17 protein-coding genes are annotated in these 17,023 nt (G+C 45.2%); 9 read left to right on the top strand and 8 right to left on the bottom strand.

Annotated features, from left to right (window positions below):
- Nucleotides 1-200 precede the first annotated feature (200 nt).
- Nucleotides 201-1,604 (bottom strand): dihydrolipoyl dehydrogenase, encoded by a 1,404-nt coding sequence (lpdA, locus tag MHI12_RS04095; RefSeq protein ID WP_405171606.1) that lies wholly within the window; start codon nucleotides 1,602-1,604, stop codon nucleotides 201-203.
- Between the two features lie 200 nt (nucleotides 1,605-1,804).
- Here lpdA and MHI12_RS04090 point away from each other — a divergent pair, with 200 nt between their 5' ends.
- Nucleotides 1,805-2,380 carry a TetR/AcrR family transcriptional regulator gene (locus MHI12_RS04090; RefSeq protein ID WP_339786290.1) on the top strand — a complete coding sequence of 192 codons (576 nt, stop codon included), beginning with the start codon at nucleotides 1,805-1,807 and terminating at the stop codon, nucleotides 2,378-2,380.
- 278 nt (nucleotides 2,381-2,658) lie between these two features.
- Entirely contained in the window at nucleotides 2,659-2,739 is an 81-nt protein-coding gene (locus MHI12_RS04085) for a putative holin-like toxin (protein ID WP_353957565.1), read from the top strand.
- 220 nt (nucleotides 2,740-2,959) lie between these two features.
- On the opposite strand, the gene MHI12_RS04080 is transcribed toward MHI12_RS04085, so the two are convergent.
- Entirely contained in the window at nucleotides 2,960-3,667 is a 708-nt protein-coding gene (locus tag MHI12_RS04080; RefSeq protein ID WP_405171605.1) for a DNA alkylation repair protein, read from the bottom strand.
- Between the two features lie 516 nt (nucleotides 3,668-4,183).
- Here MHI12_RS04080 and MHI12_RS04075 point away from each other — a divergent pair.
- Complete coding sequence (locus MHI12_RS04075; RefSeq protein ID WP_405171604.1) at nucleotides 4,184-5,347, top strand: glycoside hydrolase family 27 protein; 1,164 nt, start codon at nucleotides 4,184-4,186, stop codon at nucleotides 5,345-5,347.
- Nucleotides 5,348-5,551 carry a hypothetical protein gene (locus MHI12_RS04070; protein WP_074093540.1) on the top strand — a complete coding sequence of 68 codons (204 nt, stop codon included), beginning with the start codon at nucleotides 5,348-5,350 and terminating at the stop codon, nucleotides 5,549-5,551.
- Nucleotides 5,552-5,553: 2 nt separating this feature from the next.
- Here the strand turns inward: MHI12_RS04070 and MHI12_RS04065 are convergent, their stop codons facing one another.
- Nucleotides 5,554-6,363, bottom strand: coding sequence for an AraC family transcriptional regulator (locus MHI12_RS04065; protein WP_405171603.1), 810 nt, complete (start codon nucleotides 6,361-6,363; stop codon nucleotides 5,554-5,556).
- Between the two features lie 113 nt (nucleotides 6,364-6,476).
- Here MHI12_RS04065 and MHI12_RS04060 point away from each other — a divergent pair, with 113 nt between their 5' ends.
- Entirely contained in the window at nucleotides 6,477-8,012 is a 1,536-nt protein-coding gene (locus MHI12_RS04060; RefSeq protein ID WP_405171602.1) for a carboxylesterase/lipase family protein, read from the top strand.
- A 198-nt stretch (nucleotides 8,013-8,210) separates the two neighbouring features.
- Here the strand turns inward: MHI12_RS04060 and MHI12_RS04055 are convergent, their stop codons facing one another.
- Both MHI12_RS04055 and MHI12_RS04050 read right to left on the bottom strand, forming a co-directional pair.
- Complete coding sequence (locus MHI12_RS04055; protein WP_405171601.1) at nucleotides 8,211-9,554, bottom strand: histidine kinase dimerization/phospho-acceptor domain-containing protein; 1,344 nt, start codon at nucleotides 9,552-9,554, stop codon at nucleotides 8,211-8,213.
- Nucleotides 9,547-10,239, bottom strand: coding sequence for a response regulator transcription factor (locus MHI12_RS04050; protein WP_036668346.1), 693 nt, complete (start codon nucleotides 10,237-10,239; stop codon nucleotides 9,547-9,549). Before MHI12_RS04050 ends, MHI12_RS04055 begins: the two co-directional genes overlap by 8 nt.
- Before the next feature lie 159 nt (nucleotides 10,240-10,398).
- On the opposite strand from MHI12_RS04050, the gene MHI12_RS04045 reads away from it, so the two are divergent.
- Together MHI12_RS04045 and MHI12_RS04040 are read left to right on the top strand one after the other, a co-directional pair.
- On the top strand, nucleotides 10,399-11,160 hold the full coding sequence (locus MHI12_RS04045) for a TVP38/TMEM64 family protein (protein WP_405171600.1): 762 nt from the start codon (nucleotides 10,399-10,401) through the stop codon (nucleotides 11,158-11,160).
- Between the two features lie 44 nt (nucleotides 11,161-11,204).
- Nucleotides 11,205-11,780 (top strand): GNAT family N-acetyltransferase, encoded by a 576-nt coding sequence (locus MHI12_RS04040; protein ID WP_341006106.1) that lies wholly within the window; start codon nucleotides 11,205-11,207, stop codon nucleotides 11,778-11,780.
- Between the two features lie 197 nt (nucleotides 11,781-11,977).
- Here MHI12_RS04040 and MHI12_RS04035 read toward each other — a convergent pair whose 3' ends face one another.
- Both MHI12_RS04035 and MHI12_RS04030 read right to left on the bottom strand, forming a co-directional pair.
- On the bottom strand, nucleotides 11,978-13,144 hold the full coding sequence (locus MHI12_RS04035; RefSeq protein WP_076253801.1) for a cobalamin-independent methionine synthase II family protein: 1,167 nt from the start codon (nucleotides 13,142-13,144) through the stop codon (nucleotides 11,978-11,980).
- A 170-nt stretch (nucleotides 13,145-13,314) separates the two neighbouring features.
- Nucleotides 13,315-13,884 (bottom strand): hypothetical protein, encoded by a 570-nt coding sequence (locus tag MHI12_RS04030; protein WP_405171599.1) that lies wholly within the window; start codon nucleotides 13,882-13,884, stop codon nucleotides 13,315-13,317.
- A gap of 253 nt (nucleotides 13,885-14,137) precedes the next feature.
- Here MHI12_RS04030 and MHI12_RS04025 point away from each other — a divergent pair, with 253 nt between their 5' ends.
- Nucleotides 14,138-15,193 (top strand): ankyrin repeat domain-containing protein, encoded by a 1,056-nt coding sequence (locus tag MHI12_RS04025; protein WP_405171598.1) that lies wholly within the window; start codon nucleotides 14,138-14,140, stop codon nucleotides 15,191-15,193.
- A 97-nt stretch (nucleotides 15,194-15,290) separates the two neighbouring features.
- Here the strand turns inward: MHI12_RS04025 and MHI12_RS04020 are convergent, their stop codons facing one another.
- Nucleotides 15,291-16,265 carry a tRNA dihydrouridine synthase gene (locus MHI12_RS04020; RefSeq protein WP_405171597.1) on the bottom strand — a complete coding sequence of 325 codons (975 nt, stop codon included), beginning with the start codon at nucleotides 16,263-16,265 and terminating at the stop codon, nucleotides 15,291-15,293.
- 387 nt (nucleotides 16,266-16,652) lie between these two features.
- Between MHI12_RS04020 and MHI12_RS04015 the strand changes: the two genes are divergently transcribed.
- Complete coding sequence (locus tag MHI12_RS04015) at nucleotides 16,653-16,859, top strand: DUF2536 family protein (protein WP_405171596.1); 207 nt, start codon at nucleotides 16,653-16,655, stop codon at nucleotides 16,857-16,859.
- Nucleotides 16,860-17,023 lie beyond the last annotated feature (164 nt).

Here is a 17,023-nt window from a genome sequence, read left to right as displayed (position 1 = left end):
AATCCTCGTGTATATAAGTTGAACTAAAAATATTTACACTGGACACTCCGATGACAGAACAACCTTCCGATCGCTGTTATCCCCAGATTTTTTGATTCCTTTTATAAAGGGTAAATCCAGTGATAAAGGCGAACGCTCCGCTTCTTCAGGTTCTTTCTGTCCTCTCCGTTTCGTGTAAATGTATAGTTCAATTTATATAGTTAAATTTGCTGTGCACTTTTACTTTTCATCATCATTTTGGTGACCGCGTTCTCGGCTGCTTCCATGATCACTTCTCCCAAAGTCGGATGAGGATGAATCGTCATGGCCAGATCTTCCACGGTTGCCCCCATCTCAATTGCGAGTGCGAGCTCCGATATCAGTGTAGATGCCTCCACGCCGACGATTTGCGCGCCAATGACAATTCCTGATGTCGGGTCAGCCACTATTTTCACAAAACCTTCGGTTTCCCTTAACGCCAACGCTCTTCCGTTGATTCCGAAAGAAGATTTCCCAATAACCACCGGAATGGCCTGTGCTTTGGCTTCCGTCTCATTTACCCCAACACTGGATAGCTCCGGATCAGAAAACACGACAAGCGGAATCACCTTGTAATCCACTTTGGAGGTAAGACCCGCAATGGCTTCTGCGGCTACTTTGGCTTCATAGGATGCCTTGTGGGCAAGTGCCGGACCGGCTGTAATATCTCCAATGGCATAAATGTGCGGGATAACCGTTCTGCACTGTTCATCCGTGTCAACCAGTCCCTTGTTTGTTACGGGCAAACCTATGCGTTCCAGTCCTAACTGGCCGTCTGTATTGGGTTTCCTGCCGATCGTAACCAGTACATATTCTGCTGTAACTTGTTGCTGCTCCTGTTTTTTTGAATAATGCAGTGTAACGGAATCCGCTTTGTGCTCCACCTTTTCAGCAATCGCTCCGGTTACGATCTGGATGCCATCCGCCTTCAATTGTTTGACTACAGGGGCTACAAGTTCCCCCTCGAATCCAGGCAATACTTGGGCCCCTCCCTCCAGAATCGTTACCTTTGTTCCAAATTTGGCATACATCTGTCCAAGCTCCACCCCAATATAACCTCCGCCGATCACAATCAGACTACTCGGAACCTCCTGTAGAGATAATGCTTCAGTGGAAGATAAGATACGACCTCCAAGTGGAAATGCTGGCAGCTCAATTGGACGAGACCCCGTTGCCAGTATGAGATTTTTAAAAGAAATGCTTTGCTCCTGTCCAGTTTGCCGGATCATCGCTGTGTGCTCATCCAACAGACTAGCCTCTCCTTCCAGAATGTTTACACCCACAGTCTTTAACAAATAGTGGACGCCACCTGCCTGTTTATTCACAACCCCCTGTTTAAAATCCTGAGCAGTCTTAAATGTAGCCGCCGCGTCAGCTTGATTGAACCGTCTGAACCAATCATAGCGATGCGATTCCGCAATTAAGGCTTTGGATGGTATGCAACCCACATGTGTACAGACCCCACCAAGCTGTTTACGTTCAACAATCGCCGTCTTCATCCCCAACTGCGAAGAACGAAGCGCCGCCACATATCCCCCTGGACCTGATCCAATAACTAACGTATCCACAGATTCAAGCTTGCTCATAGTCTGATACCTCCCGATTTGAAGTCGATTTAAAATATGATGACCGTAATATATTATAACCATCATATTTTAAGGCCGTCAACAATCGTATTGGCCCTTTTGAAAATGAACAGATATCCAGTCCCCAAATTGACAGGCTTTATTATGATGACTATAATATTTTAGAAAAGCAGAACGATGAAGCTATGGAGTGAGTGATCATGCCCTATCCCAAAGGACATAAAATAAAAGTACGAGGTAAGATTGTTGAGAGTGCGGCTCGAGCTTTTCGCACCAATGGTATCCAGGAGGTGAGTGTCCCGTTTATTATGAAGGGAGCTGGATTAACTCACGGAGGGTTCTATTCACACTTTGACAACAAGGAACAATTGGTTGCCGAAGCCTGTGAATATGCCATTAGTGATACCATTACACTTCTACAGAACGTGGCTGATCAGGAAGAGCAGAATTCCAAAATTAATAAAGTAATCGATTATTATTTGAGTCCGTATCACCGCGACCAAACGGAAATGAGCTGTATTTTCCCCGCCCTTTCCAGCGAAATATCCCGTTCGTCCGAAGAGGTTCGGCAGGTATTTACCCATGAATTGGAGCGGATGATCACTTTTATCTCCAATCTGGCTGAGATCGATGTGTCCAGAGGTCGTGCACTGTTCAGTACAATGGTTGGCTCGCTTGTACTTGCACGCTCTGTTAGTGATCCTGAGCTTAGCGACAGCTTTCTCTCAGCGGGCAGGCAGCAAGCCAAAGAAATGGTTAAAAGGAACGATATGTAGCCTTGATGTTGCTATATGCTGATTATCTACCTATCAACAAAAAACACGCCTATAAATGGCGTGTTTTCTCTTAACTGTTTACAACTTAATAAATTCCATACTAGCCACCGTAACGCTCTTATCGCATATAATGTACGAGGTCATTAACATTCCCAAACTTTTATAAAAACGAATTATTGTTCATCTATTAGCTCCAAGAAAAATATGGTATACTCACAGAGCAATGGAAAGGCTTATATGGGCGGTCGGCTAATCTCCCGGAAGGGAGGTGATGCCTTGTGACAGTATTTGAAGCAATTATGCTAATGCTTACCTTCGGTTTGCTGATTGTAGCGCTGCTGTCCAATAAACACAAGTAGACCGCCCACCCTTGCAAAGGTTGCGGTCTACTTGATCGTGTATCCTCTTGTTAAGCCCACCGCCCTTAAAAGCGGCTATTGCGTCAGAGAGTCGTGTTACCGCACGGCTCTCTTTGCATTATAAGCTGTTTCTGTCCTCATTATAACATGGAGATTGTGGATTTCAATCCCACGATAACCATATGTTCCATATGTTAAAACTGACGATACGGCGAAAATTTCAGCATCTTACATATTTACGCTTGAAGCCCGTCCGCCCTTTATCCACTGCCTTTTGGATATTCTCAGAGACATTCAGCATCTTGCTCTTGGGCTTGTCCTTGTTCACTTCGACAGGTCCCACAGCCTTGGCCGTTTCCACTGCCTGATCATGCAACGGTTGATAGGATGTTGCAACGGTATACAGGAAGTTGTTCATCGAATATTTTGTTCGTTCCGGAGATTGGTGAATCGTCTTTTTCACCTTTTCCAGCATCTCCATCAGTTTATTCTCCGAAAACTCAGCATCCTTTCGACTACCGAGCAACCAACAGTAACAGCTCCATCCTGCTGACATTTTCAGTTCATCTCCGCTCGCGATCCACTTATCCGAAACTGCTTGAGCAACATCCGTCTCTGCCAACGTGACGGCAACGATGAAGTCAGAGATCATGTAAAAATAAGCAGCATCGATCCAACGGTCAAAATCTGCTTCCGTCATCGCTTGAGGATCGGCTATCACGCCTGCAAAGTACATCGCATCATAATTCCCCGTCGCATATAGTTGCTCCGCCAAAGGTTGATCCTTTTTGATCCGCTTTGCCATTGGTTTCATCGCCCCGGTTGCCACGCCAAATAGCGGTTCATGCGCACCATTGGAGATATAGATTTTTTTCGTTCGTTCTTTGCCCAGCGCTTCAAGCTCCTGCATTACTTCATCTAGATTCATTTGGCAACACTCCCAATCGTATAAATTATATATCTGATCAAATCAAACAAACACTTATGTTTAACGAAAAACCGGATAGGTAAATCGCTCATTATCCGATTCAAACCATTCTGCCACCTGAATAATCGTTCTGGTAAGATTGTTACCTTGCGCATGATGAACTACCACTGGAGTATTTTTCCTGAAAGAACAGAATACTATTCAAATTTCCCTGTGGCTCTGACAACCTGTTCGAGCATTATCACCGATCATAACATCTATACCATTGTTTCGCACAGATCCCTGAAAAGATAGATATAATTTCTTCGCAGACAGACATTTTTCCTTTCTTATACTTCTATCGGCAACTTCTGATACCTGCCGCGAGCCGGATTGGAAGAGCTAATTCCCCCAGTACAAGCGGAGCAACATATGTCCATGTCCAAGCAACGTTAAGCTATGGCAGGATACGTCGCTCATCGTTTATGTTCAGTTTAGTATTGTTAACAAAACCGAGATGAGGAAGGATGCGTGAGCATGAGCAACAATCAAGTGTTAGGCTTTGCCCCTGCCCTGGGCTGGAATTCGTGGAATACCTTTACGTGGGATATTAACGAACAATTAATTCGGGATGTCGCTGATGTGTTTGTATCGGAAGGTTATCTGGCCGCTGGCTACGAGTATATTGTCATTGATGATTGCTGGAGCCTGAAGGAACGTGATGCGAGCGGCAATCTGGTGGCTGACCCGGAGAAATTCCCCAGCGGAATGAAAGCGCTCTCTGACTATATCCATAGCAAAGGACTCAAGTTCGGCATGTATTCATGTGTGGGTACGCATACATGTGCCGGGTATCCAGGCAGCTTTGAGCATGAATTCCAGGATGCTGCCCTTTTTGCCGAATGGGGCGTTGATTATTTGAAGTATGATTACTGCTTCAAGCCGCGCCATATCTCAGGAGAGCTGCTGTACAAACGGATGAGCCTTGCACTCAAAAACTGCGGACGTGAAATCCTGTTCTCCGCCTGCAACTGGGGAGCCGACGACGTATACGATTGGATTCGGGAATCGGGCGCTCATATGTACCGCTCCACCGGCGATATCCGCGACAATTGGGATTCAGTGAAGGAACTTGCCTTGTCTCAATTGGGCAAACAAAGCTACACCGGCTCCTTCTGTCATAACGACATGGATATGCTAATCGTTGGTATGTACGGTGGAAGCAACAATGATTATATTGGCAGCATCGGCGGATGCAACGACATCGAATATAAAACCCACTTCTCTCTCTGGTCCATGATGGGTTCCCCATTAATGATCGGATGTGACGTGCGCAAGGCTAACCAGATCACAAAAGATATTCTCCTGAATCCTGACCTGATCGCTATCAATCAGGATGTAGAAGCGCGCGGAGCTTACCGCATTAAACCAGAACCGCAATGGTTTCACACAGACGATGTATTTATGCTGGTGAAGGTACTCACAGATGGTGATCTAGCTATTGGTTTCTTCAACCTGAGTGACAGCCAGCGGGAATTGTCTTTGCAATTTTGGGATATGGGTCTGCCTTACGCTGCCGGTTATGCGCTGTCCCTGTATGACTGCTGGGAACATCAAGAGCTTGGCGTATTCCGAGAACGCTTCGCTCCCGTTGTCGCAGCACATGATTGCCTCGTCGTCCGGGCCAAACTGGTGAAATAGATGGCTCAACATCGCCTGTGCACCTCCTGTCAGGTTCCGCTCTCTTCAGACGATGTGGGCATCTACCTCAAATTGATCTCGCGCTCTGCCCAGCAATTTCTGTGCATTGATTGTATAGGAGTGAAGCTGAACTGTGGACGTGAGCCTATTGAGAAGCTGATCCGTTATTTCCGAGAGTCCGGGAACTGCGCCCTGTTCCGTTAACGTTATGCTTTGGTCCCGTGCAGCATCATGTACGATGTTGGCGTGTGTGAAGTTACTTTCTTGAATACTTTGGAAAAATATAACGGATCATTGTAGCCGACAGAATAGGCTACCGATTGAATCGGTAGACCCGACGTCTTCAGCAGTTCACAGGCGCGCCCGATTCGGCAGGATGTAATATACTCCAAAACAGACTTGCCGGTTGTTGCCTTAAACAGACGAAACAAATAACTGCGCTCCAGATTAACTGCCTTTACGATCTCGGTGACGGTCAATGTTGGCTTCCAGTAGTTCTGCTCGATGTACTTTCTCGCCAGCCAGACATAATCCTTGGCGTCCACCTGCGGCTCTTTCGGATAATGCTCCATATAGTAGGAGAGCAGCAGACGCAAACGTGCATCCGCCCGCAGTAATTCATAAGATGATGCACCTGCGTTCCAGGCAAGGTGAAAAAAAGGCTGCAGTGTCTCCGGCGAGACCGCCACCACGGGGTGTACCTCTGAGAGCTGTGTCAGCCCCAGCAACCGCCCGGCATCCTCACCGCTAAACTCCACCCAGACGTACTCCCATGGATCTTGAGGGTCTGGATAATAGTAAATCTCTTTTTGCGGAAATATGATAAAGCTTTCCCCCGTAACGAGCCGAAAAACGCGGCCGCCCGTCTCCAGCGTCCCTTGGCCGCGGATAATATAGTGCAGCGCATAAACGTCACGTACACCTGGCCCCCATTGGTGAGGGTTGGCCGGCTTGTGACCACCGCTGATAAAATACAAATTACTGGCTCTACTGCTCTCATGCCAAATCGGATTCAACCTTGATTCCCCCTTTCTACAGCTACCCTGTTCTCGCGTTCGGTTTATCTTAATATCGTTAATCAGATGTTCGGTAACGCTTACACGCTAAATCCAGAGAGGAGATTGTTGTTATGCTTAGAATGGTTACGGTAGAATACGGACAAGTGCAAGGACTGCCCGCGGCGGACCCGCGGATTACCAGCTTCAAGGGCATTCCTTTTGCCGCACCTCCTGTAGGTGAGAACCGCTGGCGCGCTCCGCAGCCGCAGTCGAACTGGGAAGGTGTACTGCGAGCTTTTGATTTTGCCCCCATCTCCATGCAAGCCCCAACAGTCATCGATGATAACAATATCTATACCCGCGAATGGGCCGTTGATCCCGACCTGCCCATGGACGAGGATTGTCTGTATCTGAATGTCTGGACACCCGCCAAGCGTACGGACGAGAAGTTGCCTGTTTTTGTCTGGTATTTTGGCGGGGGCCTGCAAGTCGGCCATACGGCCGAAATGGAATTTGATGGCGAGCGAATCGCTCGTAGAGGTATTGTCGTTGTGACGATTAATTATCGGCTGAATGCCTTTGGCTTCCTGTGCCATCCTGAGATTAGTGCCGAATCCCCCCATGCACCCGCCAACTTTGGTCATCTCGATCAGCAAGCAGGTACCCAGTGGGTCAAAAGCAACATTGCCGCCTTTGGCGGTGATCCAGACCAGATCACCATCGGCGGACAATCGGCAGGCGGAGGAAGTGTACTCAGCCAGATGACCTCTCCGCAAAATAAAGGCTTGTTCCAGCGAGCCGTCATCATGAGCGGTATAGCTACCGAGTTGTACCCGAAGGTCCGCGTGCCTTCTGTCCGTTCCACACTAAGGGATGCAGAGCAAGCAGGGGTTGAATTTTTCGGCTTCCTTGGCGTATCTTCCCTGGCTGAGGCGAGACAACTGGATGCTGAATATCTCCGTGACAAAGCACTCGAATACAAAAGCTTCTGGGGAACCGTCATCGATGAACAATTCTGTGCAGGCGATCCGTTTACTCGTTTTGTTCAGCAGGAGCGCGAGGCGATCCCCGTAATGGTGGGGCATACATCTTCCGAATTTTGGACCCGTCCCGCCGCAGCCAATCTGGAAGAACTGAAGCAGATGGCTGTGGAACTGTTTGGCGAGGATGCTCCTGCCTTTTTACAGCTATGTGAGGCTGATACCGGCCAAATCGAACATGCTTTGCAACAAGCATCGGTCCGCATGATCCAACATGCCATTCTGCTCGCCATCCGCGCGAACAGCGGTCATCCGTCTGAAACGCCTCTCTACTATTATAACTTCGACGCCGAGATTCCGGGCTGGGACCAGCCAGGCACTTTTCACTCCGTTGATCTGTGGTTTTTCTTCGAAACACTCGCCAAATGCTGGCGGCCTTTCACAGGCAAGCATTATGATCTGGCCCGCCAGATGTGCAATTATTTATCCAACTTTATTGCTACAGGTGACCCAAACGGCTCGGACTCCACCGGAAAGCTAATGCCTTATTGGACTCCTTGTACTACGGAACAGCCGTATCTCATGGAATTTGGCGATCAGGCTCAATTACAGCAGGCTGAGCCAGGACCAATGCTCGCGTTTCTAATTAATCAATATTTCAAGAAACAAAATGCACCTGTTGTTTAAAACATGAGGTTTGCCCTCTCACGATATATGTAAGAGCCATGCTGTCGCATGGCTCTTTTTGTATAGTGTGAATGGTAGAGCGATGTTCATTCGCCCATGCCTATTAGCAAGCTTCTCCACTACAGCAGTCTAAGGTAACAAAATCAGACAGCCAGAGAAATCCCACGGAAGACAATCAGCATCATTTCAAGAGATTCGTTATATATGAGTCTGTGTTGGTTTATTGATGATGACAGGTAGCGTAATCTGTAGTGAAAAGATATCCTTTTCCTGCGACACCGTCAACGTCCCGTTATGCTGCTGAATCATTTTCTGACAACTAACGAGCCCAATTTCGTTGCTATCATTCTTTTTGCCACCATGTTTAATCTTATTCTCCACCGCAAGAATGACCCATTGTTGCTTCAAAGAAATCTGGATATGAACGGGATGCCCTGGATCTGCGTATTTTCGAATATTAGAAAATATGTTATCCATTACGCGACGCATGGCGACTAGATTGATTTCCAGCAAAAACTCCTCATGATATGCATCTGTCTGAACCTGCACATCTATATCGTCCAAAACCACTAATTGCTCATCTATGAGTTGATCGATAAGTGCTCTGCCCTCATACATTTCAAATTCTACTTCCTCTTCTTCAGCGGCCGAGGATACCGTGAAATATTCGAATAGTTTGTCTGACAGCACTTTGATCTGATAGGCCTTCTCCCGGCTATTATGAATATACTGCAACAGATCCTCATGTGTCTTATATTTGTTGAGCTCTATGATATCCATATATCCTAATAGAATCGTGAGTGGCGTTCGCAAATCATGGGAAATCGCCGTGATCAATTCACGGTTGGCCATCCTGACCCTCTCCTCGCTGTCCAGCCGCTCCACAAATGATTTCCGCATCTCATCAATACTCTGGGCCAGAGATGACAGTTCATCCTTTCCCGATATCGTAATCGAATAATCCAAATTTCCACCTTCGAGTATTTTGATCTCTTGTTCAAGCACCCCAATATAAGATGTTTTCTTATTAATCATCAGTAGAAAGGAAACAAGGAACACAATGGCCGCTATAAAAACACCAATAATCAGAATGAGGTTGTAATATTGATACTCATAAAAGCTAACCAAGTATATCTGGGCATCCTGATCCGCAAAATGGATGGTGGTGATGGGTATCTTTGATGGCACGAATTGAGTTAACAACTCTTCATTAATGGCAGGATCAATCTCCGTGTTGGAGGAAAATATCAATTTGTCTTTTGCAAAAATATACAGATTTAAGTAGCGCTCATGTCTTATCCAAGCAGACAATTGCTCATGATCACGGGTTGACACGTTCTGGTTATCCACAAATGCTTCAAATCGATCAAGCGCATCTTGCTGCCTGTTCTCTACAAAAGTGGATTTGCTTAAATAACTATCCAATACAGTCTCGCCAACAACTTGTAAAATAACGAGTGCACTTATGGAAATAACCAAAGAAATGACAACCGCCAGAACCAGTTTAATCTTCAGCTTTTTTCCGATTAATAATCTATTCAATTTTGTACCCCTTCCCCCAAACGGTCTTCACATATTTAGGGTTCTGCGGGTCATCCTCTAGTTTGCCTCTCAAATTACGAATATGAACCATCACCGTGTTATTACATGTATAAAAGTAGGGTTGCCCCCAAACACTCTCATATATATTTTCTGCCGAGAATACCTTTCGTCGCTTCTTAGCCAACAGCAGCAAGATCTGGTATTCAATTTCAGTCAGAGCAATCTCCTTCTCCCCAACAAACACGGCTTTTGAATCCTGATGGACGGTAAGATCCTTAACGATAATTTGGTCCTTTTCTTCGGTCTTCTCTTTGCCCCGATATACATAATACCTCCGCAGTAAAGCCTTCACCCGCGAAACGAGTTCTGTATAGGAAAAGGGTTTGGACAAAAAGTCATCACTGCCTGAGGAAAAGGCCAATTGTTTGTCAGAATCCTGCGTTTTCGCCGTGAGAAACAGGATCGGTGCGCTTGTTTTTTCACGAATCTCCAGACACGCCTTCAGCCCCGATTTATTGGGCATCATCATATCCAAAATAATAAGATCCGTCTCTTCGTTCACTTTATCAATCGCATCTTGACCATCTATCGCTTCAATCACTTCATAATTCTCACTCTCTAACAAAATCCTTACAATTTCACGAATTTCACTGTTATCATCAGCAATTAGAATTTTCTTGCTCATCTGATCCCTCCGTCTAATTTCAGTATAATATGCGCTATTAGCGACTACCAGCAAATACAATCGACTTAAGAATTCTTCAGAAGTTATGTAGGTATCTCTTAATAATTTCGTCTTATACTGTAAATATGTAGAAGTTATTAGACAAAGGGGTCGTCAGGTATGCCACAACCTTCGAAAAAAGTAATGATTAACATATTGTTGGGTCTGTTCATCATGTTGTCCATTGGTCTACTGGTGTATTATTCTCCTGCCCTTATTAAAATCATGTCTTCCATGGACAACTTCAGAGCGTATATTCATTCAACAGGCCATTGGGGTCCGGTCATGTTTATTTTATTCCAGATTCTTCAGATCGTGGTTGCACCCATTCCAGGAGAAGTGGTACAGATTGCAGGCGGTTATATCTATGGGGTTACACTTGGGTCCTTGTATACTACAATAGGCTTGATTATAGGCTCAGCGATCGCCTTTTATTTCACTCGTTTTATCGGTCGCGCCTATATTTCACGGCTAATGCAAAAGAAAAATAATAAGTGGATGTCGTTAATTCATGATGAGAAGAAGTTCTCCGCTTTTTTATTCATCTTTTTCGTAATTCCCGGCTTGCCCAAAGACATGCTTGTATTTGTCGCCGCACTTACATCGATTAGTTCGTTTAGGTTCTTCACGATCCTTATCGTTGGTCGTCTGCCATGGATCATCGCATCTACCGTTGTAGGGTCCACGATTCATATGCAACAATACACAATCGCCATTATTATTTCTGTTATCGCTGTAATCGGGTTTGTACTCGGTTATATCTATAGGGAGAAATTGGTGGGATTGTTCTCCCGGTCAGACAGTACCAAAGCCAAACCCAAGGCAATACCCAGTTATAGTACGAATAGGGCGTCTCGTAAAATAAAAAGAGATACAACATGAACAAAGCCAATCTATTGATATGAAAACCGGAGGTAAATCATCTTATGCAAATACTTAAAACCAATCGATTAATCCTGAGAAATTTCACCGTAACGGACGCAGCCGGACTATTGGAATACACGGCAAATCCCAGAGTAAATTGTTTTATGGATCAACGAATTTCAACATTGGAAGACGCTGCGGCAGAGGTCGCAAAAAGAAGCAGTGACGATTCCCACATCGCGGTTTGCCTGAAAGACAGTAACGAGTTGATCGGTGAGCTGTTTGGTATGAGGGAAGATCGGGATTCCGATACAGGTAAGGATTCGAATTCAGATACGTATAGTATTGGTTGGAATTTTAATGGAAGATTTGAAGGAAAAGGATACGCCAGTGAGAGCGCCAATGCTTTCATCGAAAATCTCTTTATGGAACAGGGAATCAGACGACTGTACGCCTATGTCGAGGATGATAACTTCCGTTCTCAGAAACTGTGTGAGAAGCTGGGCATGCGCCGGGAAGGGCTTTTTTTGGAGTTCATTTCATTTGTCAAAAATGAGGACGGCACACCGAAATACGAGAATACGTATCAATATGCTTTGTTGAAAAAGGAATGGCTGGCAAAGCGTGAATCGCTGTAATAAAGAAAGACATGCTTGCCTCATCATTAGTTTAAAAAAGTTATAGAAATGAGAACGTACCATACGTACGTTCCACAACAAATACGGCGGCTTCTCCCTGGATAGATTCCAGAGGGAAAGTCGCCGTTTTATTATCGTGCAGAACACTATTGATCAAGCAATGTGTTTATAAGGTCACAATACATGCAGCTTGAATCCTAGACGGTGCTGCCCCAATATTGCTTTGCAATCTTCTGCCCTTGATCAATCTTCGCCCATTGCTGAGCTTCGCTTAATTCGTTACCACCATCGCAGGATGCAAATCCGCATTGGTGAGACAACAGCAGCCGATCCTTATCGATGATTTTGGAAGCTTCGTCCAGCAAACGGACAACACGTGCTTCATCATCGAGTGTACTCGTTTTGGATGACAACAGACCCAGTACAATTTCCGTTTCAGGTCTGTCCTTGAACACTTCCAGAGCTTCAATTGAACCCGCACGATCATCATCCCACTCCAGGAAGAAACGGTCATACTTCAATTGCTTCAGGAACAGATTCGCAATTTTGGCATACGATCCACCACCCATGTTGCGGGAATCATAATTGCCGCGGCAGTTATGTGTCCACATTTTCAAGCCAAGGCTATGACCAAAGTCAATCACGGTATTATTAATATCAATGAATTCGGTAGCAAGACCCTTTACTTCATCTTGATTAATATTTTCCCCTGTAAAAGGAGAGTTCGGGTTGTCGTCTGCAAACAGTTCCCACAAGCAATCATCGAATTGTAGAATTTTACCGCCCACTGCAGCGAATTCCTCCACGAATTCCTTATACGCGATCACAAGACCCTCTTTGAGTTCCTGTATGTTTTGATATACAGCATCCGTTCCACCAATGTTATCCGACCAGGAAAGCTCACCGAAAATATGGGAAGGAGACGGTACGCAAAGTTTGGTTTGTTGCTCGCCAGCCGTGTCTTGCAGTTGTTGGAACAGTTGAATGAAATGATGGTTCTTTCCACTCAATTTATCAGTGATGCGCAGTCCAATATCTTTGCGTGTTTCATATTTCGAAGTTCCGTCCACATCTCTGAAAAAATAGCCGTGATCCGCGATGTAACGCTTCACTCCGCCAAATCCCCATACAAAGTCCAGATGCCACATCGATTTGGAAAATTCGCCATCGGTAACCACGGACAAGTTATGTTCGATTTCCTTTGCGACAACTTGTTTGATTGCCTCTGTCTCACACTTCTCATATCCTTCGTAGTTTTCATAGAACGGATATTGGATATCATCATTATGTTCAATTTGTGTTTTATATTTCAGCAGCTCATCTGGCCGCAATAAACTTCCTACGATCTGGAACTTATCAGTCATGTAAAAAACCCCCTCGTTGTATACAATGATCATATCACGCTGAGAGCAGTTAGAAGGGATACTTAAAAACCATAACTGGTTATAGTTAAAAGCTATATCCACTTGTTAGGCAGATTTCAGTGAAACCGTCACCGACACAGTGTACCTCTATCCGTGAATGTTATTCAATTTCACACCGTACGACGACGCAGTTCATAAAAATATTGCACCGCTGGATGCTTTAATTTGACCTGCTCCGACATGTTTAGAATTCGCTTTTTGCCAACTCGTCTGTCCATTAAAGCCAAAATATTAAATAAGATATCCTTGCTCTCCAAATTATCCTCTATAGAAGTTGATAGATACGTCGTAGCTGCAACAGTAAAATTCGATTTACTAAGTGCGGTCTGAGCCAACAAAAGCTCTTTGGCATGTACGGAGATTTTTCTACTTCTTGCCATGACTTGAAGACGATCCTCGGGAATGGGTCCTTTGGAATCTTTTCGGATAGCTTCAATCTCTTCATCGCTCACAGGAATCATGATCTCCGGATCGCTCTTGATCTCCTGCTCTGACTGATACCATCGGATTGGGGTTGTAGTATCACTCATGTTGAGTACATTCTTTTTATCTACAGTAATATAACAATTGCCTGATTTATCAGGTGAATAGCTATAGCTGGTGGCACGGTACTCCACACTTCCAACTAACGCAGGACTAAGAAAACTCTCCAGTTGTTGCTTCAATTTGCTCCAGGACATAGATCCTCCTATTATCAAAAGCCTACCGCATGAATTGCGGCGATCATTTCATATATTTTTCAATCCGTCTCCAGTATCAACATTCATCTAAATTATAACATAGCAAACCAAATTGATGATGGAAGAAACCCAGTTATTGGTTTTAAAATTCCCTATGTGATAAAATTGCAGAAAATTATCTACTTACTATTAAATCGTCATAGCCCTACCATTGGAACATACGGTGTTATTCACAAAGGAGAGGAAGAGTGTAATGGCTACGAAGAAAGCAACCTTACCTGCTCATATGGAAAAACTCGTTAAAGATAATGATATCGCTACCGTAAAAGAGGTTTTCGAGCAATGCGAATGGGATGCCCGTGGGGGCTACAGCAAAGGTACGGCCCTCAGCTTTCGGCATATATCGGATGAAGTGGTCCGCTGGCTGGTAGAACAAGGGGCAGATATTAATGCACGCGACAAATATCAACGCACGCCTTTACATGCCCATGCCTCACACTGGTCAGGAAATGTACCCCTGTTCCTTGAATTAGGTGCGGATCTGGATGCTGTGGATTACCAAAATGAAACACCGTTACATGCAGCGGTAAATGGGTATAGAACCAAAGTGGTTCAAGAGTTGGTAAACCAAGGCGCTACTATTAACGTAGAAAATAAACAGGGAAATACCCCATTAGCTAAGGGGTTAGTCAATTGCAGGAATAGCGATATAGTCAATCTGGCAGAGATTGCCGCAATTCTGCTGGATGCCGGAGCATCGGTCACCCCGGAAATGAAAGAGTCGGTGAAGCGGATCGGTAAGGATTTTGAATTCGTCCGTGAGAAGTTCAATAAGGACAAGGTCGATGAAGTTTCAGACGCGCTGATCAAACTGTACCAGTTATTTGATGTTGAGCCGGTAGCGAATCGGATCATGCACGATGGGACTACCCCCATTCAGGTAAAGGCAACCACTTGGACCAAACAGCACCAAGTGCTGTGGGAATATCTCATTCCGGCCCAGGGCCACGCTCCAACGGTGCAGGGAGAGGTCATCCGCATCACAGGACGTGTGTCCCATGAAGTATTGGATAATGGCGGTGGAAACTGGGATGCGGAGTATCGCAAGATGCTGGATGCACTGATTCGTCACCTGGGCTCTGGTGCACCACTCGCCCCCGCACTTCTCCAAGAGGCAGCAGACTTGGTCAGCAGGCTTCGCGATGGATACGATTTTGATGCGCCTGCCAGATTATCCGAGTTGGCGGTATTATGGGTGCTTGCCAATCCTCAACCGGTCGCTATGGAGAAGGCTGCGTATACGCGTTAAACAGCAAAGCAAAAAAAAGAAGCGGAAGAGTTACCGCTTCTTTTTTTTGCTATTAATCTACCTGAATCATACTCCGTATCCATGATTAGGTCTTACTCTACTCCACCTGTTCATTACTTTTAAACTCATCGAGCAATTCGCGTACTTTAGAAGTGGTTTTGGCGTTCATCAAGCTGTTTCTCAGCTCACTAGCACCCCGGAAGCCACGAACATAGATTTTGAAAAAACGGGCCAGCGGGCTGAACGAACGCGGTTCAAGCTCGGAATATTGATCATGGAGATCCAAATGCAGCCGTAGCAAATCAAGCAATTCCGTGCTACTGTGTTCCTTCGGCTCCTTCTCAAAAGCAAACGGATTCTGGAAGATACCGCGTCCAATCATAATGCCATCCACACCATATTGCTCCACGAGTCTCAGGCCTGTCTCACGGTCAGGAATATCCCCATTAATCGTCAACAGTGTATTAGGAGCTATCTCATCACGCAGTTTCTTAATCTCCGGAATCAGTTCCCAGTGTGCATCCACCTTGCTCATTTCCTCTCTCGTACGCAGGTGAATAGACAGATTCACGATGTCTTGCTGCAAAATATGAGTTAACCAGTCCCGCCATTCATCGACCTCAGTAAATCCGAGACGCGTTTTCACACTGACCGGCAGTCCCCCGGCTTTCGCCGCCTGAATAATCTCCGCCGCAAGGGCTGGCCGGCAGATCAAGCCGCTTCCTTTTCCATTCTCCGCAACATTCGCTACAGGACAGCCCATATTAATATCAATACCTTTAAAGCCTTCCTTTTCCATACCAATGCTCATCTCGCGGAAAAACTCCGGCTTATCTCCCCAGATATGAGCCACAATCGGCTGTTCATCCGCTGTAAACGTCAACCGTCCACGCACACTATGGTGCCCCTCCGGGTGACAATAACTCTCTGTGTTCGCAAACTCCGTAAAAAACACATCCGGTCTCCCCGCTTCACCTACGACATGCCGAAACACAACATCCGTCACATCTTCCATCGGTGCCAGTATAAAAAATGGTCGTGGCAATTCACGCCAAAAGTTTTCCTTTGTCATCTCAAAAGCTCCTCTATACATTCCAGGACAGTTTTTGTCCTCATTAATAGTTAAAATAGTAAAACTCGTAACTCATGCATCTGCTTGCCTATCATTTACATGATCATTCGCAGTTTCGTTACGATTCACATTATGGTGTCCTAGCTTCTTCTTCACTTATACCATGCAAATGTAACTTTGTTCAAACAGCAGTATCTGTTATTACTTCCATTAGATCTTCAGATTAATGAAAGTGGGCGATTTCGAAATTGCCCTTTCCCGATTTTATCACGTCTTTATTAGATTTTCAGCCCGATTGCTCTTGCCGAACTGGAAAAGCTCCTCTAAAATGAAGCTCGACAGGCTTTTAACCTGCAAATCGAGATTTTAAGGAGGCCTGAATTATATATGGAAATTTCACTGGATATGATCAAAGACAAAGTCGAATGCTTACAGGCTTATGACTTCCGTGAACTGGAACGAGCGATTGAAGACCGTATCGGAATGAACAAAGCATTAATGCTGCGCGTGAAGCAAGTTCAACATCAAGTAACGTTTGACCCTTTTCGCAACAAGATGTTATATAGTGCAATCGTACATTTTGCCGTAGATTAATGGACCAAGATTTTCAATAGTGAAAAACAAGTTCACTGACGCAATTTCATTTAAGCATATCCTATAAAGCATGCAAAAAATAAGACGCGAATTCGCTCGCGTCTCTTTCCATATCAAACTCCACTTTCTCTTATTAAAACTCCTGCTTAACCAACAACAACTCA

The sequence above is a fragment of the Paenibacillus sp. FSL H8-0280 genome, assembly GCF_045040665.1.
GTDB classification, from domain to species: domain Bacteria; phylum Bacillota; class Bacilli; order Paenibacillales; family Paenibacillaceae; genus Paenibacillus; species Paenibacillus xylanexedens_A.
The sequence above is the reverse complement of the archived record's forward strand: the minus strand, read 5'-3'. Positions and strand labels throughout refer to the sequence as shown.